Source organism: Tistrella sp. (assembly GCF_002684955.1).
Taxonomy (GTDB): Bacteria; Pseudomonadota; Alphaproteobacteria; order Tistrellales; family Tistrellaceae; genus Tistrella; species Tistrella mobilis.
Genome location: NZ_NYWI01000042.1, coordinates 45,812 through 68,109, shown reverse-complemented (window position 1 = coordinate 68,109; position 22,298 = coordinate 45,812). Strand labels below are relative to the sequence as shown.

21 protein-coding genes are annotated in these 22,298 nt (G+C 67.6%); 11 read left to right on the top strand and 10 right to left on the bottom strand.

The features are described 5' to 3' along the window. Positions 1–10: 10 nt before the first annotated feature. Positions 11–1,231 (bottom strand): multidrug effflux MFS transporter, encoded by a 1,221-nt coding sequence (locus CMO28_RS15500; RefSeq protein ID WP_296715045.1) that lies wholly within the window; start codon positions 1,229–1,231, stop codon positions 11–13. A 519-nt stretch (positions 1,232–1,750) separates the two neighbouring features. On the opposite strand from CMO28_RS15500, the gene CMO28_RS15495 reads away from it, so the two are divergent. Next, a complete protein-coding gene (locus tag CMO28_RS15495; protein ID WP_014743529.1) occupies positions 1,751–2,848 on the top strand; it encodes a citrate synthase/methylcitrate synthase in 1,098 nt (365 codons plus the stop codon). Positions 2,849–2,948: 100 nt separating this feature from the next. Here the strand turns inward: CMO28_RS15495 and CMO28_RS15490 are convergent, their stop codons facing one another. After that, positions 2,949–3,836, bottom strand: coding sequence for a 23S rRNA (adenine(2030)-N(6))-methyltransferase RlmJ (locus tag CMO28_RS15490; RefSeq protein ID WP_296715042.1), 888 nt, complete (start codon positions 3,834–3,836; stop codon positions 2,949–2,951). Between the two features lie 90 nt (positions 3,837–3,926). After that, entirely contained in the window at positions 3,927–5,144 is a 1,218-nt protein-coding gene (locus CMO28_RS15485; RefSeq protein WP_062762658.1) for an amidohydrolase family protein, read from the bottom strand. A 642-nt stretch (positions 5,145–5,786) separates the two neighbouring features. Between CMO28_RS15485 and CMO28_RS15480 the strand changes: the two genes are divergently transcribed. The 3 genes from CMO28_RS15480 (at position 5,787) to CMO28_RS15470 (ending at position 8,481) form a co-directional block, all read left to right on the top strand. Beyond that, positions 5,787–6,992 (top strand): hypothetical protein, encoded by a 1,206-nt coding sequence (locus tag CMO28_RS15480; RefSeq protein WP_296715040.1) that lies wholly within the window; start codon positions 5,787–5,789, stop codon positions 6,990–6,992. A gap of 5 nt (positions 6,993–6,997) precedes the next feature. After that, positions 6,998–7,690 carry a Sua5/YciO/YrdC/YwlC family protein gene (locus CMO28_RS15475; RefSeq protein ID WP_062762664.1) on the top strand — a complete coding sequence of 231 codons (693 nt, stop codon included), beginning with the start codon at positions 6,998–7,000 and terminating at the stop codon, positions 7,688–7,690. 110 nt (positions 7,691–7,800) lie between these two features. Further along, the gene (locus CMO28_RS15470) at positions 7,801–8,481 is read left to right on the top strand and encodes a TenA family transcriptional regulator (protein WP_296715037.1); all 681 of its coding nucleotides are present in this window, start codon (positions 7,801–7,803) and stop codon (positions 8,479–8,481) included. 61 nt (positions 8,482–8,542) lie between these two features. On the opposite strand, the gene CMO28_RS15465 is transcribed toward CMO28_RS15470, so the two are convergent. The 6 genes from CMO28_RS15465 to CMO28_RS15440 all read right to left on the bottom strand — a co-directional run bounded on the left by CMO28_RS15465 (position 8,543) and on the right by CMO28_RS15440 (position 14,591). Beyond that, positions 8,543–9,328, bottom strand: coding sequence for an ABC transporter permease (locus CMO28_RS15465; protein WP_014743535.1), 786 nt, complete (start codon positions 9,326–9,328; stop codon positions 8,543–8,545). A 6-nt stretch (positions 9,329–9,334) separates the two neighbouring features. Continuing rightward, a complete protein-coding gene (locus CMO28_RS15460) occupies positions 9,335–10,510 on the bottom strand; it encodes an ABC transporter permease (RefSeq protein WP_296715035.1) in 1,176 nt (391 codons plus the stop codon). Further along, positions 10,507–11,577: an ABC transporter ATP-binding protein gene (locus CMO28_RS15455; RefSeq protein WP_062762675.1), complete on the bottom strand. Its 1,071-nt coding sequence runs from the start codon at positions 11,575–11,577 to the stop codon at positions 10,507–10,509. The genes CMO28_RS15460 and CMO28_RS15455 overlap by 4 nt, the downstream gene beginning before the upstream one ends. 112 nt (positions 11,578–11,689) lie before the next feature. Continuing rightward, the gene (locus CMO28_RS15450; protein ID WP_296715032.1) at positions 11,690–12,745 is read right to left on the bottom strand and encodes an ABC transporter substrate-binding protein; all 1,056 of its coding nucleotides are present in this window, start codon (positions 12,743–12,745) and stop codon (positions 11,690–11,692) included. Positions 12,746–12,966: 221 nt separating this feature from the next. After that, complete coding sequence (locus CMO28_RS15445) at positions 12,967–13,842, bottom strand: ABC transporter permease (protein ID WP_296715030.1); 876 nt, start codon at positions 13,840–13,842, stop codon at positions 12,967–12,969. Further along, positions 13,839–14,591: an ABC transporter ATP-binding protein gene (locus CMO28_RS15440; RefSeq protein WP_296715028.1), complete on the bottom strand. Its 753-nt coding sequence runs from the start codon at positions 14,589–14,591 to the stop codon at positions 13,839–13,841. The genes CMO28_RS15445 and CMO28_RS15440 overlap by 4 nt, the downstream gene beginning before the upstream one ends. A gap of 149 nt (positions 14,592–14,740) precedes the next feature. Here CMO28_RS15440 and CMO28_RS15435 point away from each other — a divergent pair, with 149 nt between their 5' ends. From CMO28_RS15435 to CMO28_RS15420, 4 genes are all read left to right on the top strand, one after another. Continuing rightward, complete coding sequence (locus tag CMO28_RS15435; protein ID WP_014743541.1) at positions 14,741–15,241, top strand: class I SAM-dependent methyltransferase; 501 nt, start codon at positions 14,741–14,743, stop codon at positions 15,239–15,241. Next, entirely contained in the window at positions 15,238–16,587 is a 1,350-nt protein-coding gene (locus CMO28_RS15430) for an ActS/PrrB/RegB family redox-sensitive histidine kinase (RefSeq protein ID WP_296715023.1), read from the top strand. Before CMO28_RS15435 ends, CMO28_RS15430 begins: the two co-directional genes overlap by 4 nt. Positions 16,588–16,638: 51 nt before the next feature. Further along, entirely contained in the window at positions 16,639–17,229 is a 591-nt protein-coding gene (locus CMO28_RS15425) for an ActR/PrrA/RegA family redox response regulator transcription factor (RefSeq protein WP_014743543.1), read from the top strand. A gap of 138 nt (positions 17,230–17,367) precedes the next feature. After that, positions 17,368–17,892 (top strand): acyl-CoA thioesterase, encoded by a 525-nt coding sequence (locus CMO28_RS15420; protein ID WP_014743544.1) that lies wholly within the window; start codon positions 17,368–17,370, stop codon positions 17,890–17,892. A gap of 16 nt (positions 17,893–17,908) precedes the next feature. Here CMO28_RS15420 and CMO28_RS15415 read toward each other — a convergent pair whose 3' ends face one another. Beyond that, positions 17,909–18,823 (bottom strand): response regulator, encoded by a 915-nt coding sequence (locus tag CMO28_RS15415; RefSeq protein WP_062762688.1) that lies wholly within the window; start codon positions 18,821–18,823, stop codon positions 17,909–17,911. A gap of 293 nt (positions 18,824–19,116) precedes the next feature. On the opposite strand from CMO28_RS15415, the gene CMO28_RS15410 reads away from it, so the two are divergent. Genes CMO28_RS15410 through CMO28_RS15400 form a run of 3 tightly spaced genes read left to right on the top strand, consistent with a single transcriptional unit; the run spans position 19,117 to position 22,270 of the window. Beyond that, positions 19,117–20,316 (top strand): aspartate aminotransferase family protein, encoded by a 1,200-nt coding sequence (locus CMO28_RS15410; protein ID WP_296715018.1) that lies wholly within the window; start codon positions 19,117–19,119, stop codon positions 20,314–20,316. Next, a complete protein-coding gene (gene argF / locus CMO28_RS15405) occupies positions 20,313–21,287 on the top strand; it encodes an ornithine carbamoyltransferase (protein WP_296715016.1) in 975 nt (324 codons plus the stop codon). The genes CMO28_RS15410 and argF overlap by 4 nt, the downstream gene beginning before the upstream one ends. Next, positions 21,287–22,270, top strand: a complete 984-nt coding sequence (locus tag CMO28_RS15400; RefSeq protein WP_296715015.1) for an Hsp33 family molecular chaperone HslO — start codon at positions 21,287–21,289, stop codon at positions 22,268–22,270. Before argF ends, CMO28_RS15400 begins: the two co-directional genes overlap by 1 nt. The last annotated feature ends 28 nt before the right edge of the window (positions 22,271–22,298 follow it).

Here is a 22,298-nt window from a genome sequence, read left to right as displayed (position 1 = left end):
GGCCTGCGGTTCAGACCGGCCGGGTGGGCCGGTGGACCAACAGCCGGTTGGCGGTGAGCGCGATGGCGGCGAGCACCAGGATGGTGCCGGCGATCGGGATCGGCGTGCCGTCGGCAAGCGGCGCCGTGGCCGCCGCGACGATGCCGCCCGTGGTCATCTGGGTGCTGCCGATCAGCGCACTGGCGGTGCCGGCCATATGGGGATAGGGCAGGATGGCCGCGGTAAAGGCCTGGGGCAGGGCGAAGCCCGCACCGGCAAGCAGGAAGGCGGCGCCGGCCGTGACACCGAGGGCGGTGTCGGTGCCGGTCAATGTCTGGGCCAGCATGACCAGACCGCCGGTTGCCATCAGGCCGAGCCCGATGGTCAGCAGGCGCAGCGAGCCGAGCCGCATGACCAGCCGCCCGCCGATGCCGGCGCCCGCTACATAGCCGGCGACCGCCAGCCCGAAATACAGACCGAAACGTTCGGGCCGGATGCCGTAGCCCTCAATCAGCAGCACCGAGGAATTCGACACCCAGGCGAAAAGGGCACCGAAGGCCGAACAGGTGCAGATGCCGAGACCGACGAAGCGGCGGTCGTGGAGCAACTCGCCCATCGCTCTCAGGATCGCGACCGGCCGGATCCGGCTGAGATCGCGATTGGTGATCGGCTCCGGCAGGATGGTGACGGCGCTTGCGATCAGCAGGATGCCGATCACACCAAGGGCGGCGAAATTGCCGCGCCAGCCGAACAGCACCTCGATCTGACCGCCGATCATCGGCGCCACCATGGGGGCGAGTGCGGTTGCCGAGGTGATGGAGGCGAAGATCGATCCTGCGCGTTCGGGCGGAAACAGATCGCGGACCAGGGCGCGGCCGATCACGGCCCCGGCACAGGCGCCGGCCCCCTGCAGCACCCGGGCCATGACCAGCTGGTCGATGGTCGCGGAATAGAGACAGAGAACCGAAGCCACCACCTGCACCGTCATGCCGGCGATCAGCACCGGCCGGCGGCCCAGCGCATCCGAGACGGGGCCATAGACCAGCTGGGCAAGGGCCAGCCCCCACATATAGCCGGTCAGGGTCAGCTGCGCGGTTGCGGCGTCCGCGCCCAGATCCCGCCCCATCGCCGGCAGCGAGGGAAGATAGAGATCGGTCGAGAGCGGCCCGAGAGCGGTCAGCGCGATCAGAACCAGGGTGATACCGCGGCTGGGGGCGGCACCGCGGCCGGGGCCGGAGGTGGGGAAGGACATTGCGGCGATGCCGATCGAAAGCGCGTGGAGACCTGCCAGCTTATAGGCCGTCGGGCGGTGCCGGCCAAGAGGGACGCCTCGATCGCCAGGATCGCCATAGAGTCTCGCTTTGTGAGACACATTTCACCCGACAGGATTTCACGTCTCGCCTTGAAGAATACTCATGCATGACATCCGCCGCTCTGATGCCAGAATAGTGTCAGCAGTGCTGACGTGTCCGTCCGAAAATAAGAGCGGGATTACAGTGGGTTGTGACATATAAGCGGGACCGCGGCCGTCCGGACGCGCCTGAGACAGGTTGTTGCGTGCCGGGCGTGTCCGTCATTCTATGGTGACATGTTGTCCCGCGATAATCGCGAATAAATTGACGGACCGCTGCCTGCGGAGTTATATCTCCCCCACATGTTGAGGCCCGGACGCAGGGGCCCCCCGGAAATCCGACGTCCGCCCCAGCGGGCGGCGCCGGCAGCGAGGGACTCCGCCGACGGAGCGCGCCCCGTAGCTGGAGAGGATTTGAGCGTGACGATCAATGCAGGTCTCGAAGGGATTGTCGTCGCCGAGACGGATCTGTCGCTTGTCGACGGCAAGAACGGCTATCTGGTCTATCGCGGGAACTGGGCCAAGGATCTCGCGATCTCCCGCACCTACGAAGATGTGGTTCACCTGCTGTGGCGCGGCCACCTGCCTGACGAACGCGAGAGCGAGGCCTTCCGCGCCGAACTGGCGGCCCGCCGCAAGCTTCCCGACTATCTGAAGACGATCATCCGGGCGCTGCCGCCCGAGACCGACACCATGAGCGTGCTGCGCACGGCGACCTCGGCGATCGGCGATCGCAGCTTCGCCTGGCCCCCCACTTTCGAGCAGGCCTCGGAGATCCTCGCCAAGGCGCCGACGATCATCGCCTATCGCAATGCGCTGAACACCGGCCGCGATCCGATCGAGCCGGATGAGAGCCTCGGCCATGCCGAGAACTATCTCTATATGCTCCATGGCGAGAAGCCGACCCGCGTCCACACCCGCGCGCTCGACGCCTATATCATCCTGACCGCGGAGCACGGGCTCAATGCCTCGACCTTCACCGGCCGGGTGATCACCTCGACCCGTTCGGACATCGCGTCGGCGATCACCGGTGCGATCGGCGCGCTGAAGGGCCCGCTTCATGGCGGCGCGCCCTCGGAAGTCGACACGATGCTCGAGGAGATCGGCACCAAGGAGAATGCCGAGCCCTGGCTGCGCCAGCAGATCGAGGCCGGCGAGCGTCTGATGGGCTTCGGCCACCGGGTCTACAAGACCATGGATCCGCGCGCCGTGGCACTCCGCCAGGTGTCGGACAGCTTTGCCGGCGAAGATCCCTGGTTCGACCTCTCGGTCCATGTCGAGGAGACCGCGGTCCGGCTGCTGTCGGAATACAAGCCCGGCCGCAATCTCTATCCGAATGTCGAGTTCTGGGCGGCGGCGGTGCTGCGCGGCGTGCGCATCCCGACCGACCTTTATACCCCGACCTTCGGGCTGGCGCGCATGGCCGGCTGGTCGGCGCATATCCTGGAACAGGCCGACAAGAACCGCCTGATCCGGCCCGAATCGACCTATGTCGGCGAGATGCCCAAGGCGTCCTGACGACCTCTGGCGCCTCGATGCAGAACGGCCGGTCGCCCCTCGGGGCGGCCGGCCGTCTGTTTATGGCGACCTTTTTTATGACGACCTTTTTGGTGGCCGGTCAGTCGCGCGGCAGAGCGCTCACGCGCCAGTGGCCGGGGCGCTTCGGATCTGCCGCCAGCCTGCGGGCGCACCAGTCCAGCAGATCGGCCATGCCCTCTTCCACCGGCCAGGCGGGGTTGACCGCGATCAGCCCGGTGGTGGTCATCCCGTCCGAGGTGCTGCCGGGGGGCAGGATCGATAATTCGGCGCGCAGGCCTTCCACATGGGGCGGCAGGGCGCGGCCGATCCTCCGTGCCAGATCTTCGGCGGCCTCGGCCCGCTTCACCGGGTACCAGATCAGATAGCTGCCGCTGGCCCAGCGTTCGATCGCGGCCTCCATGGCGCGGGCCAGACGATCGAACTCGTCCACCTCTTCGAAAGGCGGGTCGATGATGGCGAGGCCGCGCCGTTCCCCCGGCGGCAGGCAGGCTTTCAGCACGCCGTAGCCGTCGTGGCGCAGCACTTCGATCCGCGGGCCCGGGCGCGGGGCGCGGGCGCCCAGCACCCGTTCCAGCCGTGCACGCACCGGATCGACGGTCTCGGCTGCGATCAGCCGGTCGCCCGGACGCATGGCAAGGGCGGCAATGAGGGGAGAGCCGGGATAGCGCCGGCGTGTGCCCACGGCACCGCGACCGTCATCCACCGCATCCAGCGCCCGGCGCAGCCCGGCAAGCAGGGCCGGTTCGTCCGGGGCCGGTCGGTCGGGGATGCGGAAGATGCCGCCGCGGGCCTCGCCGCTGCGCAGGCTTTCGGGGGCCTCCAGGTCGTAGAGCCCTGAACCGGCATGGGTATCGATCACCACGAAGGGCTTCGACTTGCGGGCCAGATGGGCGACCGTGGCGGCCAGCGCCGCGTGCTTGACGATGTCGGCAAAATTGCCGGCGTGGAAGTCGTGGGCGTAGTTCATGCCTGGGGCGGGCCTGTTCTGGAAATGCCATGGGCGGTCACCGGATGGTGACCGCCCCGGCGTCTTTCGACAAGGCCTGCCTGGCCGGGATCAGCCCTGCGCGGTCTGGGTCGGCTTCGAGAAATGCACATCTTCGGGCTTCAGCCCATAGAAGCGCATCGCATTGGGGCCGAAGATCAGATCCTTGTGCGCATCGGGCACGTCGTCGCGCTCGCGGATCGAGCCGAAGGCTTCACCCAGCTTGCCGCCGGCATAATGGGTGTGCGGGAAGTCCGCGGCCCCCAGAATGCGATCGGCGCCGATCAGATCGACGAAGGCCGGCAGGTTGGCCTCGTCACCCTCGACGGTGAAGTAGATCTCACGCTCGCGCAGATAGTCGATCGGGGCCTTTTCCGCCGGCCAGACCTCGGCCGCGGGCGTCACCCGCCACTTGTCCATCCGGTCGAGCACGGTGGGGAACCAGCTGGCGCCACCTTCCAGGAAGCCGACCTTCAGCGACTTGAAGCGATCGAGAATGCCGCCGCCCAGGAAGCTGAAGAAGCCGAAGACGATGGTCATCTCGAAATTCAGGATGAAGGCTGCGGCCGGGCTGTCGAGGCCTTCGCCGATGCCGTCATGGGCCCAGCCGACATGGACGCAGATCGGCAGGCCGACCTCTTCCGCCGCCGCCCAGACCGGATCGAACCGGCGATCATGCAGCAGAACCGATCCGACCGTGCCCAGCACCATCAGCGAGGTCGCCCCCAGCGCCTTGGCACGATGCACTTCCTTCACCGCCTGATCGGGCAGGCGCATCGGCAGAAGGGCTGCCCATTTCAGCCGGGTCGGCTTCTTGGCGCAGGTTTCGGCCATCCAGCTGTTGTACGACCGCATCAGTGCCGCCTCGAACAGCGGATCGCGGGTCAGCGGCTGGAGGAAAAGGGTCGAGTAGATCGTCGCCACGTCCAGCTGGATCTCGTCCATCTTCGCGCAATAGGCGTCGACGTCGAGAATGCCCTGGATGGCGGTGCTGACCGGCTTCAGCTTCGCATAGTCGGTGACGATCGGGCTGGCATGACAGGACGCCTGATAGCCCTGCATCTTGGGCCGCATCTCGCCGTCGATCAGCCAGGCATAGTTGCGCTGGGTCCGATGGGCGATCATGTCGCCGATATGGACGATCTTGGGCCGCCGGTGCCAGTAGGCGCGGTCCAGATGATCGAAGATGCCGTCATGATCCTCGATATGAGAATCGGCATCGATGAAGGGGTGTTTCTTCTCGGCCGACGCGAAAGCGCCACGCCGGTTCGGAACGGACTGATAGGTCATCGGGCTGCTCCGCCGTGCTGCCTGCCTGAAATGGCAAATGTCTCATTCTGCGAGACGATTTCGGGCGATCCACCATTGCGTGATATTGGCCGCCCCGTCCTAGCCAAAAATGAGCACCGCAAACCGGCTTGTCAATTTTTGCGATCTATTCCACCAGAAATAATCGCCGGAGCCGCGATCCTTCCGGCTTTCGGCGGCAAATGTCTCGTTTCATGATACTTGCGGGGATGAATTGCTCGTGGAGGTTGAGAAAACGGGTTGCCGGTTAGATAGCGATGTTTTAGGGTCTTCCAACTGACGGTAGATAATCCGTCAGGATAGTCATCGGTGGGAACGATCGTCAGCAGCATCGCACCGGCACAAAGTCGGGCGAGATCGCGCCGGAAGAGACGGCGGCAGGCGACGGAACCAGGGCAAGTGGCGCAGGCGATGCGGCGGGCAAGCCGGCTTTGTCTGCGAAGCGGGGCAGTCGCGAACGGGGGGCCGGCAGGGCCAGGACCTGTCGGCGTGAAGACGCAGACCGGATGTGAAGTGCTGAGCGGCAGTCGCCGCCATGCGCCGTGGGTGATCCATTGCCCGCAATCCGGTGTGAGGATCAGCCCTGACGGCACGCGACCTGTTCCTTCGAAGGGAGCATGTCCGATGCATCATGATCTTCCGACCGTCGCGGCCAGCGGGTTTCGGACAGCCAGACTGGTTGACGCCTCTCTTGCCGACGGCCGCGGTGCCACGGCACCGACGGCGGAGCGGCTGGACATCCTGCTGGCCCTCGACGATCTGGGCATCGATGCGGCGCTGATCGGTTATCCGGCAGCCCGGCCCGCCGATCTGGCGCTGCTGGAGGCCAGTCGCGCACGCTGTCGGCAACTGACCCGCATGGTCTGCGCCGCGCTTGCGGATGCGCCGGTCCTGGCGGATCTGCTGGGCCGGGGCGGGCCGACGGAAAACGGGCCACCGATCGAGGTCGTGCTGGAATGCGGCACCGACCCGCGTCTGGCCGAGGGTGCGGATCCGGTGGCGCTGCTGACCGGTGCGATCATCCGTCTGGCACCCCGGGCACCCGTCTGGGTAGAGCTTGCGGCGATTGCTGCAGCCGCTCCCGAAATGCTGCGGAGCCTGGTTCATGCCGCCCTTGCGGCCGGCGCCCGGGGACTGATCCTTGCCGATACCACCGGCCGGATGCTGCCGGCCGAGACGGCGGCCACGATCGGCATGCTGCGGGCGATCACCGGCCCCGCGATCCCGGTGATCGTGGCACCGGCCGACGATCTGGGCCTTGCCACCGCGAATGCGCTGGCCGGGCTTGCCGCCGGCGCCGATGGGGTGCTGGGCGCCATCGGCGGCTTGGGGGAGCGCGCCGGTCTGGTGCCGATCGAGGAGGTCGCGACCGCCATCCGCTATCGCCCGGATCACGTCCGACTGGATCACGCCATCGATCTCGCGGCCCTGGTCCGTACGGGCATGACGATCGCGGAAAGGCTTTCGGTCGATCTGGGGCGCAACAAGGCGCTGCTCGGCGACTATGTGTTCGGAACGGCTGCCGGGCTGCATCAGCACGGGCTGCTTAATCACCCGATCACTTACGAATATCTCGACCCGGCGGATTTCGGCCGCGAGCGGCGGATCCTGATCGGTCGCCATTCGGGGCGTGCAGTGCTGCGCGCCCGGCTGACCGAGGCCGGGATCAATCTGGATCCGGCAGGGCTGGAGGCCGTCTATCAGGCGGTGATGCGCAGCGCCGATCCCGAACGGTTCAACGACACGGCCGAGCTGGTCGCGCTCCACCGCCGGCTTTCGGCCGGGGATGCGGTGGCAGGCCCTGTCGCCCACGTCAGTCAGGGGGCATGAGGACGATGGAAGTAGCGCTTGGCGTACCCGATGACGAGGTCGTCGACGATGCCGAGGTGGATCATGTGCTGGGGGTCATCCGCGGCGGCGGCCTGACCCTGCTCAAAGCCAATATCGGTTACGGGCTGATCGGCCATACCGAACGGTCGATCCGCCGGATGTACGAGGTGAAGGGACGGCCGCTGACCAACCCCTGCATCACCATCGGCAGCATCGATGTGCTGCGCGACCTGGTGATCATGGAGGATCCCCGGCTGCTGGACTGGATCGCCGAGGTGTCGGAGATGACGACGCTGGCGGTGATCAACCGGCTCAACCCCGACAGCCGGCTGTTTGCAAAGCTGACGCCTCATGTCCGTCGGCAGTGCAGCGAGAACGGCACGGTCGCGACCTTCATCCGGACCGGCGCGTTCATCGAACAGCTGGTCGAGAAGGCGCTGGCCGAAGACATCCTGCTGGTCGGATCCTCGGGCAACATCTCGTCCACGGGTAATCGCTATACCTTCGCCGACGTCCAGCCGCAGGTTCTGGAGGGTGTGGATTTCTGGCACGAGAAAGGTGACGCCAAGTATCTCAACGACCAGAAACTGGCGACCAGCATCGTCAACCTGACCAACTTCACCTTCCGCCGCAAGGGCGTGAACCACGAGTACATCGCGGCCAGCCTCGACGCCTTCAGATCGCGAACCGGCCTCTGAGGTCGGGCCGGCCTCTGACGTCGGTCGTGCGACGGCGACACGGGATGCAGTTTCCAGGGACATGGACAAGTCGGCCCGCCCGCGGCGGGCTTTCGGAAGGACGATGACGCATGTCGGAATATTTTGAGGAGTTCGACCGGATCATCCAGGCCAACAAGTATTCACGCCACTCCTTCGTGAAGGAGATCGAGGCGGGCCGGGTGACGCGCGAACAGATGAAGCGCTGGGCGATCCAGAAGTATCATCAGGTCTATCTGCAGAACAGCTGCTACAGCGGCATTCACGCCAACAGCTGGCACGAGGACGTCCGCGCCTTCGAAATGGAGCAGCTGACCGCCGAGGAAACCGCGATCGCCGATGGGTCGGACAGCCATTACAACCTGATGAAGCGTTTCGCGCTGGCGCTCGGGGCGACCGAGGCCGAGATCCGGGAGACCCCGGTGGCGCCGGAAGTCTGGGATTTCGTGACCTATCTGGTCGGCCACTGCCGGAACAATCATTTCGTCTATGGCATCCTGGCGATCTATGTGAACGAAAGCCAGACCTCGGAAAGCGCGATGAAAATGTATCGGGCGCTCAAATCCGGGTTCCAGCTGGATGATCGTGCGCTCGAATGGTTCACCGTTCATGGTGAAGCCGATATCGAGCATTCGTCGCACGCCAAGGATCTGATCGTGAAATACGCCCACGAGGCGCCGAACTTCGAATGGCGCGGCCGGCAGGTGGTCGAGACGGGGTCGAAGATGTGGACCAAGCTCCACGACTTCTACTACGGTCTCGTCACCGGCTGAGACCGGGCCGGGTTCCGCCGCGGCGGCGTCGGGGGAGGCCGCCGCGGCGGATGCCGGATCGTCAGGATGTCGCCGGGCTTTTGCCCCGCCGCTTCATCGCCGCCATGGCCAGGGCGACCAGGATCGTGCCGACGATGAAGACGAAGGCCGCGGCGGCGATCGCCGGGCTGATGTTCTCTCGGATGGTCGAGAACATCTGCCGGGCGAGGGTGCGCTGATTGGGGCCGGCGACGAACAGGGTGAGGACCACCTCGTCGAGCGAGGTGGCGAAGGCCAGCACCGCACCCGAGGCAACCCCGGGCATGGCCAGCGGCAGGGTCACCCGCCGGAAGACGGTGACCGGCGAGGCGCCCAGGCTGAGAGCGGCGAGTTCGACCCGCCGGTCGATGCCGGCGAGCGCACCGGTGACGCTGACCACCACGAAGGGGATCGCCACCACCGCATGGGCGACGATGACGCCCAGATAGCTGCTGGCGATGCCGAGCCGGACGAACAGCACCTGCATGCCGACCCCCAGCACCACGGCAGGCACGACCATGGGCAGCAGGAACAGCGTCCGGGCGATGCCGGCGAAGGGCAGGCGGCGGTTGCGCAGACCGAGCGAGGCGGCGGTGCCGAGCACCGTGGCCAGCAGGGTCGCCCCTGTGCCGATGATCAGGCTGTTCACGATGGAGCGCTGCCAGACCGCCGCCGTCGCCAGTTCCTCGAACCAGCGGGTGGAGAATTCCGGGATCGGATAGGTCAGGAAGACGCTGGAGGTGAAGGCGAGCGGCAGGATCGCTACAAGCGGCGCCACCAGGAAGATCACCACCGCAAGCGCATAGAGCAGTTTGAATGCCTTGGGCATGGGCTGTCAGCTCCTTCCCGTGGCAGGGTCGGCCGAAAGCCGGCCATAGACCGCATAGAGCAGCAGGGTGACCACCAGCAGCACCAGGCCGAGCGCGCCGGCCATGCCCCAATTGGCCGAACCCGTGGCATAGAAGGCGATGACCGAGCTGATCATCTGGTCGCCGGGGCCGCCGATCAGGGCCGGGGTGATGTAGTAGCCGATCGCCGTCATGAACACGAGCAGCGCGCCCGAGGCGAGGCCGCGGAAGGCGAGCGGGAACACCACGCGCAGGAAGGCCCGGAGCGGGTTGGCACCCAGAGAGGCTGCGGCCGGCACCAGATTTCTGGGGATGGCGATCAGCACGCTGTAGATCGGCAGCACCATGAAGGGCAGCAGGACGTGGGTCATGGCGATCACCACGCCCAGGCGGTTGAAGATCATCGGCACCGGCGCCCCGACGATGCCGAGGCCGAGCAGCAGATCGTTGATCAGCCCCTTTTCCTGCAGGATCACGAACCAGGCCGCGGTGCGCACCAGCAGAGGGGTCCAGAGCGGCAGCAGCACGGCGGCGAGCAGCAGATTGCGCTTCCAGCCCTCGGCCGCCGCGATCAGCATGGCATAGGGAAAGCCGATCAGGGCGCAGGCGATGGTCACCAGGGCGGCGATCCAGAAGGTGCGCAGCATGATCACCCGGTTGGCCGAAGCCTCGTCGGCCATCGACACCACTTCGCCCGCGGCGTCGCGCTTCAGATCGACGGCGGCGAGCAGGTGACGATCCGTATAGGGGGAAAGCGCGCCGGCGATCGCCTGCCAGTAGCGGGGTTGATCCCATCGGCGGTCGACCTCGGCCAGGTCGGCCGGCATGTCGCCATCCTCGATCGCCCGGATCGTCTTCGACATCAGGGTGCGGAAGCCCGACTGGGCGCTGTTCAGCCGGCGGACCATGTCGCCGACCGCCTGGGTGTCGGTCGCCGCCTTCAGATCCTCGACGATGGCCGCCTTCATCTCGGGCGTCGGCGGCGACTGACGATCCCAGTCGGCGGCGACCTCGGCGGTGCGGGGCAGAATGCGCAGCACCGCCGGATCCGACACCGCCTGCGACATCATCGTGGCCAGCGGCCACAGGAAGAAAACGCCCAGGAAAAGCAGCAGCGGCGCCAGCAGCGGCGCCGCGGCGCCTTTCGATCCGCCGCCGCTCATGGGGCGATGACCCGGCAGTCGGCCGGGCGGAATTCGGCGAAGACCTCGGTTCCGGGCGCCCATTCGCGCGATTTGCGGTCGAGTCGGACGGTGAAGCCATGCGCCCCGCCGTCCAGCTGCACCCTCAGATGGTCACCCTGATAGATGCAGTCGGCGACTCGGGCCGCCAGGCTGTTGCCGGTGCCGCCCGGGCGCTCTGCCAGCTCGATCCGCTCAGGGCGGATCGACAGCAGAACCTCCTGGCCGGGGACCACCGGTTCGGCGACCGCGGCAACGACATGGCCGCCGGCGGCGAGAGCGATCCGGGCCTCGGCCCCGGCGCTGTCTTCAACCCGGCCCTCGGCGAGATTGGTCTCGCCAATGAACTCGGCCACGAAGCGGGTGCGGGGTTCGTCGTAGATTTCGCGCGGGGAGCCGATCTGCTCGATCCGGCCGTGGTTGAACACCGCGATCCGGTCGGACATCGTCAAGGCTTCGGACTGGTCGTGGGTCACGAAGACGATGGTCAACCCCAGCCGGTTGTGCAGGGCGCGGATGTCGAGCTGCATCTGTTCGCGCAGCTGCTTGTCGAGGGCGCCCAGCGGCTCGTCCATCAGCACCACCCGGGGTTCGAAGACGAGCGCGCGGGCAAGCGCCACACGCTGCTGCTGGCCCCCGGACAGCTGCGACGGCCTGCGATCGGCCAGCGCCGAGAGCTGGACCATGTCGAGCACCCGCGCCACCCGCTCGGCGATCTCGGCGCGGCCGGTGCCGCGCATCTGCAGCGGAAAGGCGATGTTCTCGCCCACGGTCATATGGGGGAACAGGGCATAGCTCTGGAACACCACGCCCATATTGCGGCGATGGGGCGGCAGGTCGTTGATCGGCTGGCCGTCGAGCAGGATGGTGCCGGCCGTGGGGTTTTCGAAGCCGGCCAGCATCATGAGCAGGGTGGTCTTGCCCGAGCCGGATGGCCCGAGCAGGCTGACGAATTCTCCCTCGGCAATATCGAGGGTCAGGTCGTTGACGACCGTCAGGGCTCCGTACGACTTGCTGATGCCGTCGAAGCGGATGCGAACGTTTTCCAACAGCGTCCTCCAGCTCTGACCGGGTCGGCGCTGAGGCGGGCGAAGGATCGTGCGGGGGAACGATGCCGCGCCGGGCGGATGTCGCCACCCGCCCCTCGCGCCGGTCGCGGGCTCAGCGCGCCAGCCAGGCGTTGAAGCGCCGGGTCAGTTCCTCGGAATTGTCGATCCAGAAATCGACGTCGAGCGGGATGGCATCGGCGATATTGGCCGGCGCCGTCGGCAGGTCGGCTGCGTATTTGGGATCGACCATGGCGGCCGCTTCCTTGTTCGGCAGACCATAGGCAATCGTCGCCGGCAGCTTGATCATGTTCTCGGGCGCGCTTGCGAAGGCGATGAAGTCCTGGCCGGCTGCCGCGTTTTCGGCACCCTTCAGAACCACCCAGCTGTCGATGGCATAGATGCTGCCCGGCCAGACCACCTTGAACTGCTTGCCTTCGGCCTTGTTGATGGCGGTGATGCGCCCGTTATAGGCCGTCGTCATCGCCACCTCGCCCGAGGCGAGCAGCTGCAGCGGCTGGGCGCCGGCTTCCCACCAGACCAGGTTGGGCGAAAGTTCATCCAGCTTCTTGAAGGCGCGGTCCACCCCTTCGGGCGTGCCGAGCACATCGTAGATCTCGTCCTTCGGCACGCCGTCGGCGAGCAGGGCGAATTCGAGCGTATACTTGGCGCCCTTGCGCAGGCCCCGCTTGCCCGGGAACTTCTCGACATTCCAGAAATCGGCCCAGGTCTTGGGGCCGTCGGCGAGCTTCGCGCCGTCATAGGCGATGGCGGTGCTCCAGACGATGGCGCCCACGCCGCAATCGCTGCCCGACTGGGCCAGGAACTTGTCCTTGCCGCCGAGTTTCGCCCAGTCGATGGTCTCGTAAAGCCCGTCGGCGCAGCCCAGCGCCAGCTCCTCGGCCTCGACCTGAACCACGTCCCAGTTGGGCGCGCCGGCCTTCACCTTTGCCTGCAGCACGCCATAGCCGCCATCCCACGATTCGTCCAGCAAGGGCTTGCCGGTCTTGGCGGCGAAGGGCTTGAAATAGATCTCGCGCTGCGCGTCCTGATAGTTTCCACCCCAGGAAACCACGGTCAGATCCCGGGCGAGTGCCGGTTGACTTGCGGCGATGCAGATGCCCGCCAGAAATACACCACCGGCCCCGATGTTCCGGAATATGCTCTTCATAGGAACAGCCTCCCCTGGCTTCCCTGGTCTTGCCCCCTTCTCAGGATGTCCTCACACCAGAATCCCCAACGTCGTTGCGACGACTGTGAGTGCAGCCTGAGCGTCATAATTGCTGCATCTTTTCCGGCGCACCGCAACATCTTTTGATGGCATGTCGACGAGTGGACATCCTGCCGCAGCGGTATGCAGAGGGGCCGGCGCCGGCCGGGCGGCTCTCCGGGTCACTCTCCGGAGGCGAGCAGGCGGCCGTCGCGGCGGGCGGCGCGGGTCGCGCGGGTGAAGGCCACCGCCGCCATCACGACCAGCACGCCGTCCAGCGCGAAGGCCCAGGCAAGATGGCGCCAGGGAATGGTGCCGTCGATCAGCACCTGACGCATGCCTTCGAAGATATGCGCCGAGGGCAGGACCCAGGCGACCGGCTGCAGCCAGCCGGGCAGCACCTCGATCGGGTAATAGATGCCCGAGATCGGCTGCAGCACGAAGATCGCCGCCCAGGCCAGCCCCTCGGCACCGAGCCCGACCCGGAGCAGCAGGCTGGCCACCATCAGCCCGATCGACCAGCCCATGATCATCAGCGCCGCCAGGAAGGGCAGCAGGGACCAGCCGAGGGTGAAGATGTCGTAATGGTAGAGCGGCCAGGCCAGCGCCGCCGCGGCCCCCGTGCCGATCGCGACCCTTATGCCCGCGACCGTCAGCATGGCGGCGATCATCTCCCAGGGGCGGAGCGGGCTGACGAAGAGGGTGGCGAGGTTGCGGGCCCAGATTTCTTCGAGCAGGGCGAGGTTGACGCCCAGCTGCGAGCGGTAGAGCACCTCCCAGAGCAGCAGGCCCGAAAGCAGGGTGCCGGCGGCCTGGGCCAGCCAGTCGGTGCGCGTGGTGAGGAAGACGGTGATGAAGCCCCAGAGCAGCATCTGCATCGTCGGCCAGTAGACGATCTCGACCAGCCGGGCCCAGGAACTGAACAGCAGGCGCAGATGGCGCAGCACCAGCGCCTGGATGCGCTGCAGGGAAGCGGCGGTCCCGGTGAGCCGCTCGGGCGCCTCGCTCAACGCCGCCTCCATCGCGGCGGTGGGCGGCATCATCCGTTCGTGGTTCATGCCCCCTCCGCAGGCTGCATCTCGGGCGACCGGGCGACGTCGAGGAAGACGTCTTCCAGGCTGGCACGGCCGTAGCGGGTCAGGAGCTCCGCGGGCGTGCCGTCGTCGACCACCCGGCCGGTGCGCATCATCAGCACCCGATGGGCCAGCCGCTCCACCTCGCCCATATTGTGCGAGGCGAGCAGAATGGCGGCGCCCGACAGCTCGCGGAACCGTTCCAGCAGCCCGCGCAGCCGGTCGCCGGTATCGGGGTCGAGCGAGGCGGTCGGCTCGTCGAGCAACAGCAGCTCCGGCCGGTTGAGCATCGCCTTGGCGAGGGAAACCCGGGTTTTCTGCCCGGCCGAGAGCCGCCCGGTCGGGCGGTCGAGCAGGGCGTCGAGGTCGAAGGCGGCCGAGATCTCGCGCACCCGTCGCGCCGGATGGGCAATGCCGTAAAGCCGGGCATAGACATCCAGATTCTGGCGCACGGTCAGCCGGTGGGGCAGGTCGACATAGGGCGAGGAGAAATTCATCCGCGGCAGGGCCCGCTTGCGATCGCGGGTCATATCCTCGCCGAACAGCCGGATCCGGCCGGCGGTCGGGATCACAACCCCCAGGATCATCGACATCGCCGTCGTCTTCCCGGCGCCGTTTCCGCCGAGAAGTGCAACGGTTTCGCCACGCCGGACGGTGAAATCGAGGCCGGCGACCGCTTCGACGGTGCCGTAGGTCTTGCGCAGGTGCTCGACGGCAAGGACGATCTCGGTCATGGATACGCCGTTCGGCCGGTGGGGCTCAGGAAAGGGTGCAAACCCTGTCGGGCCTGCGGGCTGTTCGATCGAAGGTGGTCCGGTGCCGGCCGGGGGTCAAGCGCGACGGCCGGCGACCCGGGCCCCGTCCGCCTGAACTGGAGCCATCCGTGAGCCGTCTCGACAGTTTCATTCGCCGCCTGACCGCCCAGCGTGCCTGCCTGGATCGTGCCGCGGAGATCATCCGCGATCTCGACGGGCCGGTGCTGGAGCTGGGGCTCGGCAATGGCCGCACCTACGACCATCTGCGCAGCATCCTGCCCGACCGGGAAATCTTCGTGTTCGAGCGCAAGGTCGCGGCCCATCCGGATTGCATCCCCGACGACGCCCATCTGATTTCGGGGGATCTGGCAGAGACCCTGCCCCGCGCGGCCGAACGCATCCCGGCGCCCGCCGCCCTCGCCCATGCCGATATCGGCAGTGGCGATGCCGAGGCGACGGCCCGGAACGCCGCCCGGGTGGCGGCGGCGCTGCCGGTCCTGCTGGCGCCCGGTGCGGTGGTGGCGGCCGATCAGCCGCTCGACGATCCAAGGCTCCGGCCGATCGACCTGCCCGAGGGCGTGGCACCCGGGCGCTACCACCTCTATCTCAGGGTCGAGGTGCCGGAATGAGTGCGGCCGGCCCCACGCTTCCGCCGGCCGGCAGCCTGCCGCCGGGCATGGGATCCCCCGATGGCGGGCGGGTGCGTGCCCATACCCTGGTCACCATCCGCTGGCTGGCGATCGCCGGGCAGCTGGCGGCGATCATGCTGGTGTCGCAGGGGCTCCGCTTCCCGCTGCCTTTGCTGGAATGCGTGGCCGCGGTGGGGGCCTCGGCCCTGCTCAACCTTGCCACCACCCTGGCGCGGCCGGCCAATGCCCGGCTGACCGACGGCCAGGCGGCACTGTTCCTGGCCTTCGACGTCTGTCAGCTGGCGGTGCTGCTGCAGCTCACCGGCGGTCTGGCCAATCCCTTCTCGGTGCTGGTGCTGGCCCCGGCCACGATCAGTGCGACCATCCTGTCGGTGCGCTCCACTGTGGTGCTGGCCGGCATGTCGCTGATTGCGGTGACCATGCTGGCGGTCTGGCATCATCCGCTGCCCTGGGACGGCGAGGGCGGACCTCTCGCCCTGCCGCCGCTCTATGTCGCCGGGGTCTGGGCGGCACTGGTCCTGAGCCTGCTGTTCCTGACCGTCTATGCCGCCCGGGTCGCGGCCGAGGCCCGGCGGATGTCGGATGCGCTTTCCGCCACCCAGATCGCCCTGTCGCGGGAGCAGCAGCTTTCGGCGGTGGGGGCGCTTGCGGCGGCGGCGGCCCATGAACTCGGCACGCCGCTCGGCACCATCGCCATCGTCGCCCGCGAACTGGAGCGCGATCTGGGCCCCGACGGTCCGCAGGCCGAGGATCTGGCGCTGCTGGTTTCGGAAAGCGCCCGCTGTCGCGAGATCCTGGCCCGGCTGGCGCGTGCCCCCGAACAGGCGAGCCCCGCCTTCAAGCGCCTGGGCCTGCCGGAACTGCTGGAGAGTGCGGCAGCACCCTATCGGCGCAGTTCCGGCCCCGAGATCGTGATCGAGATCGACCCCGGATCCGATCGTGCGCAGATGCCCGATGCGGCGCCCGTGCCCGAACTGCTCCACGGCCTGGGCAATCTGGTCGAGAACGCCTCTCAGTTCGCCGCCGGCCGGGTAACGCTTTGGCTGGGCTGGGATCCGCGCTATATCACGATCGAGGTGCGCGACGACGGCCCGGGCTTCCCGGCGGATCTGCTGCCCTGGATCGGCGAGCCCTACATGTCCACCCGCCGCGAGGCGGGGCGCATGGGGCTCGGCGTGTTCATCGCCAAGACCCTGCTGGCCCGCACCGGCGCCGATGTCCGTTTCGCCAACCGGCCCGAGGGCGGAGCCGTGGTCAGCCTGCGCTGGTCGCGTTCTGCCCTGGCGGGCGGCGGCAAGGGTGCCGCCAGACCGGTGTCGTTCTGAATGCAGCCTGCCGCTGCTGCGGGTCCGTATCGCAAGAGGAAATGCCGTCCCATGTCCACGCCGCCACATGTCGATGCGGAAGATGCCGATCTGATCGATCTCGCCGCCGCAGCCCCCGAAGACCGCGTGCTGATGATCCTGGATGACGATGCGCCGTTCCGGCAACGCCTGGCCCGGGCGATGGAGCGCCGCGGTTTCGATGTCCATGCCGCCGGCTCGGTCGCCGAGGCGCGCGACCTGCTCACCAGCCTGCGGCCCGCCTTTGCCGTGCTCGACATGCGCCTGGACGATGGCAGCGGCCTGGATCTGGTGCCCGCCCTGCGGGACCGGCGCGAGGACGCCCGGATCGTGATGCTGACCGGCTATGGCAACATCGCGACCGCGGTGGCGGCGGTGAAGGCCGGTGCGCTCGACTATCTGGCCAAACCCGCCGATCCGGACGATCTGGAGCGGGCGCTGCTGTCGCGGTCGGGGGTTCTGCCGCCGCCGCCCGAGCATCCGATGTCGGCCGATCGCGTGCGGTGGGAGCATATCCAGCGGGTGTTCGAGCAGTGCGACCGCAACGTCTCCGAGACCGCCCGGCGGCTGAACATGCATCGCCGGACCCTGCAGCGCATCCTGGCCAAGCGCTCGCCGCAATAGGCCCCTTGACCGCCGGACCCTGGCGGCGCCGGATTGTGATGCGGGCTGGCCGCCCGGATCGGTAAGCGATAGTCTTTGGGGCATGGATCAATTCCGGCGCGAATCTGTCGCCGGCCTGCCCCGAAGGCCGCCATCGCCATGACCACGTCCGAGACCCTGCCGCCCTATACGGCCGATGACCTGCTGATCGATACCGTGCCGCCGCCGACCGATCCGGCAGCCATCGGCCCCGGTGCCGGTCGCTTCCGGCTCTGGATCCCCGAGCGTATCCGCTTCGGCGAGACCGATATGCTGGGGCATGTGAACAACGCGGTCTATGCCCGCTGGCTGGAGCTGGGGCGCACCCGGCTGTTCGATCTTTGCGGTCTCGCCACCCGCTATGATCAGGATGCCCCGACGGTGATGGTCCAGGCCGAGCTTCGGATCGGCTACAAGGCCGAGCTGCGCTATCCGGGGCTGGTGATGATCGCGACCGGGGTTCAGCGCATCGGCCGCAGCTCGATCGCCATTCCGCAGGCGCTTTATGCCGGCGGCGTGCTGATCGCCGACAGCGACAGCATCTGTGTCGCCATCGATCGCGACAGCCGACGCCCTGCAGAAGTGCCGGCGGATCTGCGCCGGGCGCTGGAGCGCTATGCGACCCGCGAGCCTGCGGCGGGATGACGGGTGACGGCCGGCCTCAGCGCCGGCCTTCCGCCTCGCGGCGCCCTTCTGCCTCGCGACGGCTTTCCTCGAATTCGCGCAGGGCCAGCGGCTCGAACGGGCCGGTGCCGTTCTCGGCCTCGCCGGCTTCGCGGCGGCCGGCGGTGCGACCGGATTTGAAGGTGCGCTCGTTGACATATTCGACCAGCGCCGAAATCAGCTTGTCGCCCTGGGCCTTGTCGACGATGCCGGTATCGCGCAGTGCCGCGCGGAGATATTCGTCGAAGCGCCGTTTCACCTCGGGCATGCGCTGGGCCCAGAACTCGACCGAACCGGTGAGATAGCCCAGCATGAAAACCTGATCGGCATGGCTGTTGCCGAAATCCGGGCTGGCGAGTGCGCGGGCGAGGGCGACGATCCGGCTCACCTTCAGCAGCACGTCGTCGTTCTGAATGGTCGGCGGTGTGCCCTCGGCCAGTTTCAACTGCCGGGCGGCGAGCTCGGCCTGCGGCTTGGCCAGCGCGTCGCGCGCGCTGGTCAGCACCTCGCGGCGACGCTCGCGGGCATGGGGTGTTTTCGGGCGGGTCCAGAACTCCACCCGTTCCACCAGCTTGGCAAGACTTTCCGACTTGATGATGTAGTCGTCGCCGCCCGCTTCCAGGCAGGCCCGCACGGTTTCGCGCGTGTCGAGCGAGGACAGGAAGATGATCGGCACGGCTGAGCCCAGGATCCGGCGGATCCGCCCGCAGGCCTCGATGCCGTCCATGCCCGGCATCATGATGTCGAGCACGACCAGTTTGGGCGTGTTCGAGGTACACAGCTGGATGGCCTGCTCGCCGTTATTGGCGGTAAAAACCGAAAAGCCATGCGCCTCCAGCACGTCTCGGTAGAGCTTGCGGAGACTGTCCTGATCCTCGGCGAGGACGATGAGACCACGGCTGGTGACGGTCATGTTCTGCCTGTACGCGGGCCGACCCGTTGCCGGGTGGTCATCTGACGTCCGGAGCGGACGCGGGCCATTGAATTCCGACGGGAGCGGTGCCGCCGTCACGGGAATCCATACCCGTCGGATACGCCTCCGAAGGTACACCGGGCCGCAGGCGCACACCAAGGAAATCCGCCGCTTGCCGCCTGTGCTGCGCGATTGACAGCACAGGTTCCACACCGGATACTCGCCCCTTTCCAGCGTGTCCGTCGCCGTTATGACGGGTGCGGACACCCAACCGCCACGAGGAGCGAGGGACAATGATCCCGGCCGTGATGCCGACCTATGCGCGGACCGATCTGACGTTCGACAAGGGCGAAGGCGCGTATCTGTATACGGCGGACGGGCGACGATTCCTCGATTTCGCCAGCGGCATCGCCGTGAATGCCCTCGGGCATTCCCACCCCCATCTGGTCTCTGCGCTGACGGAGCAGGTGGGGAAGCTCTGGCACGTGTCGAACCTGTATCAGAGCCCGGGCCAGGAAAAGGCTGCGGAACGGCTGGTGGCCGCCACCTTCGCCGACACCGTGTTCTTCTCCAATTCGGGCGCCGAGGCGATCGAGTGCGGCATCAAGATGGTGCGGCGCTATTTCGATCTGTCGGACCAGCCCGGCCGCTATCGCATCATCACCGTCCAGGGCGCCTTTCACGGCCGCACGCTGGCGACGCTCGCCGCCGCCGGTAACAAGAAGTACCTGGACGGCTATGATCCGGTGGTCGACGGGTTCGATCACGTGCCCTTCGGCGACCTTGCGGCCGCCGAGGCGGCGGTGACGGAGGAAACCGCGGCGATCCTGATCGAGCCGGTGCAGGGCGAAGGCGGCATGCGGCCCGCGGCGCTCGACTATCTGCGCGGCCTGCGCAAGCTCTGCGATCAGCATGGCCTGCTTCTGTTCCTGGACGAGGTTCAGTGCGGCTTCGGCCGGACCGGCCGGCTGTTCGCCCATGAATGGGCGGGCATCGCCCCGGACATTATGGCGGTCGCCAAGGGCATCGGCTCGGGCTTCCCCATGGGCGCCTGCCTTGCGACCGAAAAGGTGGCGGCGGTGATGGGGCCGGGTACCCATGGCTCCACCTTCGGCGGCAATGCGCTCGCCATGGCGGCGTGCAATGCGGTGCTGGACGTGATGCTCGAGGACGGTTTTCTCGACCGGGTCCGCCAGGCGTCCGAACGGCTGTGGGGGGAGCTGTCGCAGCTGATCCCCAACTATCCGGGCGTGCTGGAAGAGATCCGCGGCGCCGGGCTGATGCTGGGATTGAAATGCGTGGTGGCCAACGGGCGCATGGTCGATGCCTTCCGGGCAAACGGCCTGCTGACCGTTCCTGCGGGCGACAATGTGGTGCGTCTGCTGCCACCGCTGATCATCGGTGATGCCGAGATCGACCAAGCCATCGACGCGATCCGTCGGGCCTGCGACAGCGTCGCATCCGAGATCGCCACAGAGGAGGCCGCCGGATGACGGCCCTGGACCTGACCATCGACGCGCCGCTCACCGCGGCGCGGACGCCCCGCCATTTCCTGGATCTGGACGCGCTGCCGACGGCTGAGCTGCGGCGCATTCTGGATTTTGCCCATGCGCTGAAGGCCCGCCGTGCGGCAGGTGAGCGCCCGCCGCTGCTGGGCGGCCGGACGCTGGCGATGATCTTCGAGAAGCCGTCGACCCGGACCCGCGTATCGTTCGAGGTGGGCATGAACGAGCTGGGCGGCTCGGCGCTGATCCTGAACCCGCAGGACAGCCAGCTGGGCCGCGGCGAAACCATCGCCGACACGGCGCGCGTCCTGTCGCGCTATGTCGACGCGATCATGATCCGCTGCCATGCGCACGAGACGCTGACCGAACTGGCGGCCCATGCCAGCGTGCCGGTGATCAACGGTCTGACCCGCCGCTCGCATCCCTGCCAGCTGATGGCCGACCTCATGACCCTGGAAGAGCAGTGGGGGCCGGGCAATCTGGCCGGCCGGCGCATCGCCTGGGTCGGTGACGGCAACAATATGTGCGTGACCTTCGTACAGGCGGCCGTGCATTTCGGTTTCGACCTGGCGATCGCCTGCCCCGCGGCCTATCAGCCGGATTCCGACGCGGTGGCGGCGGCCCTGGCGGCCGGCGCCCGTGTGACGGTGGGCGAGGATGTCGGTGCCGCCGTGGCCGGCGCCGATTGCGTGGTCACCGACACCTGGGTGTCGATGGACAGCAAGGACGCCGAAGCCCGCCAGCGCGATTTCCCGGCCTATCAGGTGAATGATGCGGTGATGGCGAAGGCGGCACCCGGGGCGGTGTTCATGCATTGTCTGCCGGCCCATCGCGGCGAGGAAGTCACCGACGCGGTCATGGACGGTCCGGCCTCCGTCGTGTTCGACGAGGCGGAGAACCGGCTTCATGCCCAGAAGGCGGTCCTCGCCTGGTGCCTGGGTGTCATGGAGACCAAGTGATGACGACGACGCCGACCCACGGCGCCGGAACCCCTGCCGAGCGGTCGACCCTGGTCGACCGCTCGTTGCCGTTCCGGCTCCCCTGGGCCGAGGCTCGCGGCCGTGTTGCACGGCTGGGCCCGGCGCTGGACGAGATCCTGGGGCGCCATGCCTATCCGGCGGCGGTCTCTGCCGTGCTGGCCGAGACGGTGACGCTGGCCGCCATGGTCGCCCATTCGCTGAAGACCGACGGTGTGTTTACGGTGCAGATCCGCGGTGACGGCCCGGTCTCGCTGATGGTCGCAGATGCGACCGCGTCGGGCGCATTGCGGGGCTATGCCCAGTTCGATGCCGACGCCGTGGCGGCGCTGGACACGGCCGTTGCCGGCGTGCGCCATCAGGGCGCACCGTCGATGCCGCGCCTGTTCGGCCGGGCCTATCTGGCGCTGACGCTGGACCCGGGTCAGGGTATGGAGCGCTATCAGGGCATCGTCGAACTCGATGGCGAGCGTCTGGCCGATGCGGTTCATGCCTATTTCCGGTTGTCCGAGCAGATCGAAAGCGCCGTGCGGTTTGCGGTGACGCCGCCCGAGGGCGACCGGGGCTGGCGGGCCGGCGGGCTGCTGCTTCAGCGCATGCCGGCCGAGGGCGGCACGGCGACTGCGGCCGAGGATGCCGAGGACGGCTGGCACCGTGCGGTGGTGTTGGCCTCCAGCGTCCGCGACCAGGAGCTGACCGACCCGGATCTGCCGCTCGAAACCCTGCTGCTTCGCCTCTATCACGAGGATGGCGCCATCGCCTATGAGGCGCTGCCGCTCGGTTTCGCCTGCCGCTGCTCGCCCGAGCGTGTCGAGGGGCTGATCCGCAGCCTGCCCGGCGACGATCTGGCCGAGCTGACCGTCGACGGCAGGGTCGACGTGGTTTGCGAGTTCTGCGGCACATCCTATGTCTATGACGATGCAGACATCGCCCGGTTGCGGGCGAATGATGCCCACCGGCACTGACGGGCCGCCGGATCACGTCGAGGACGCC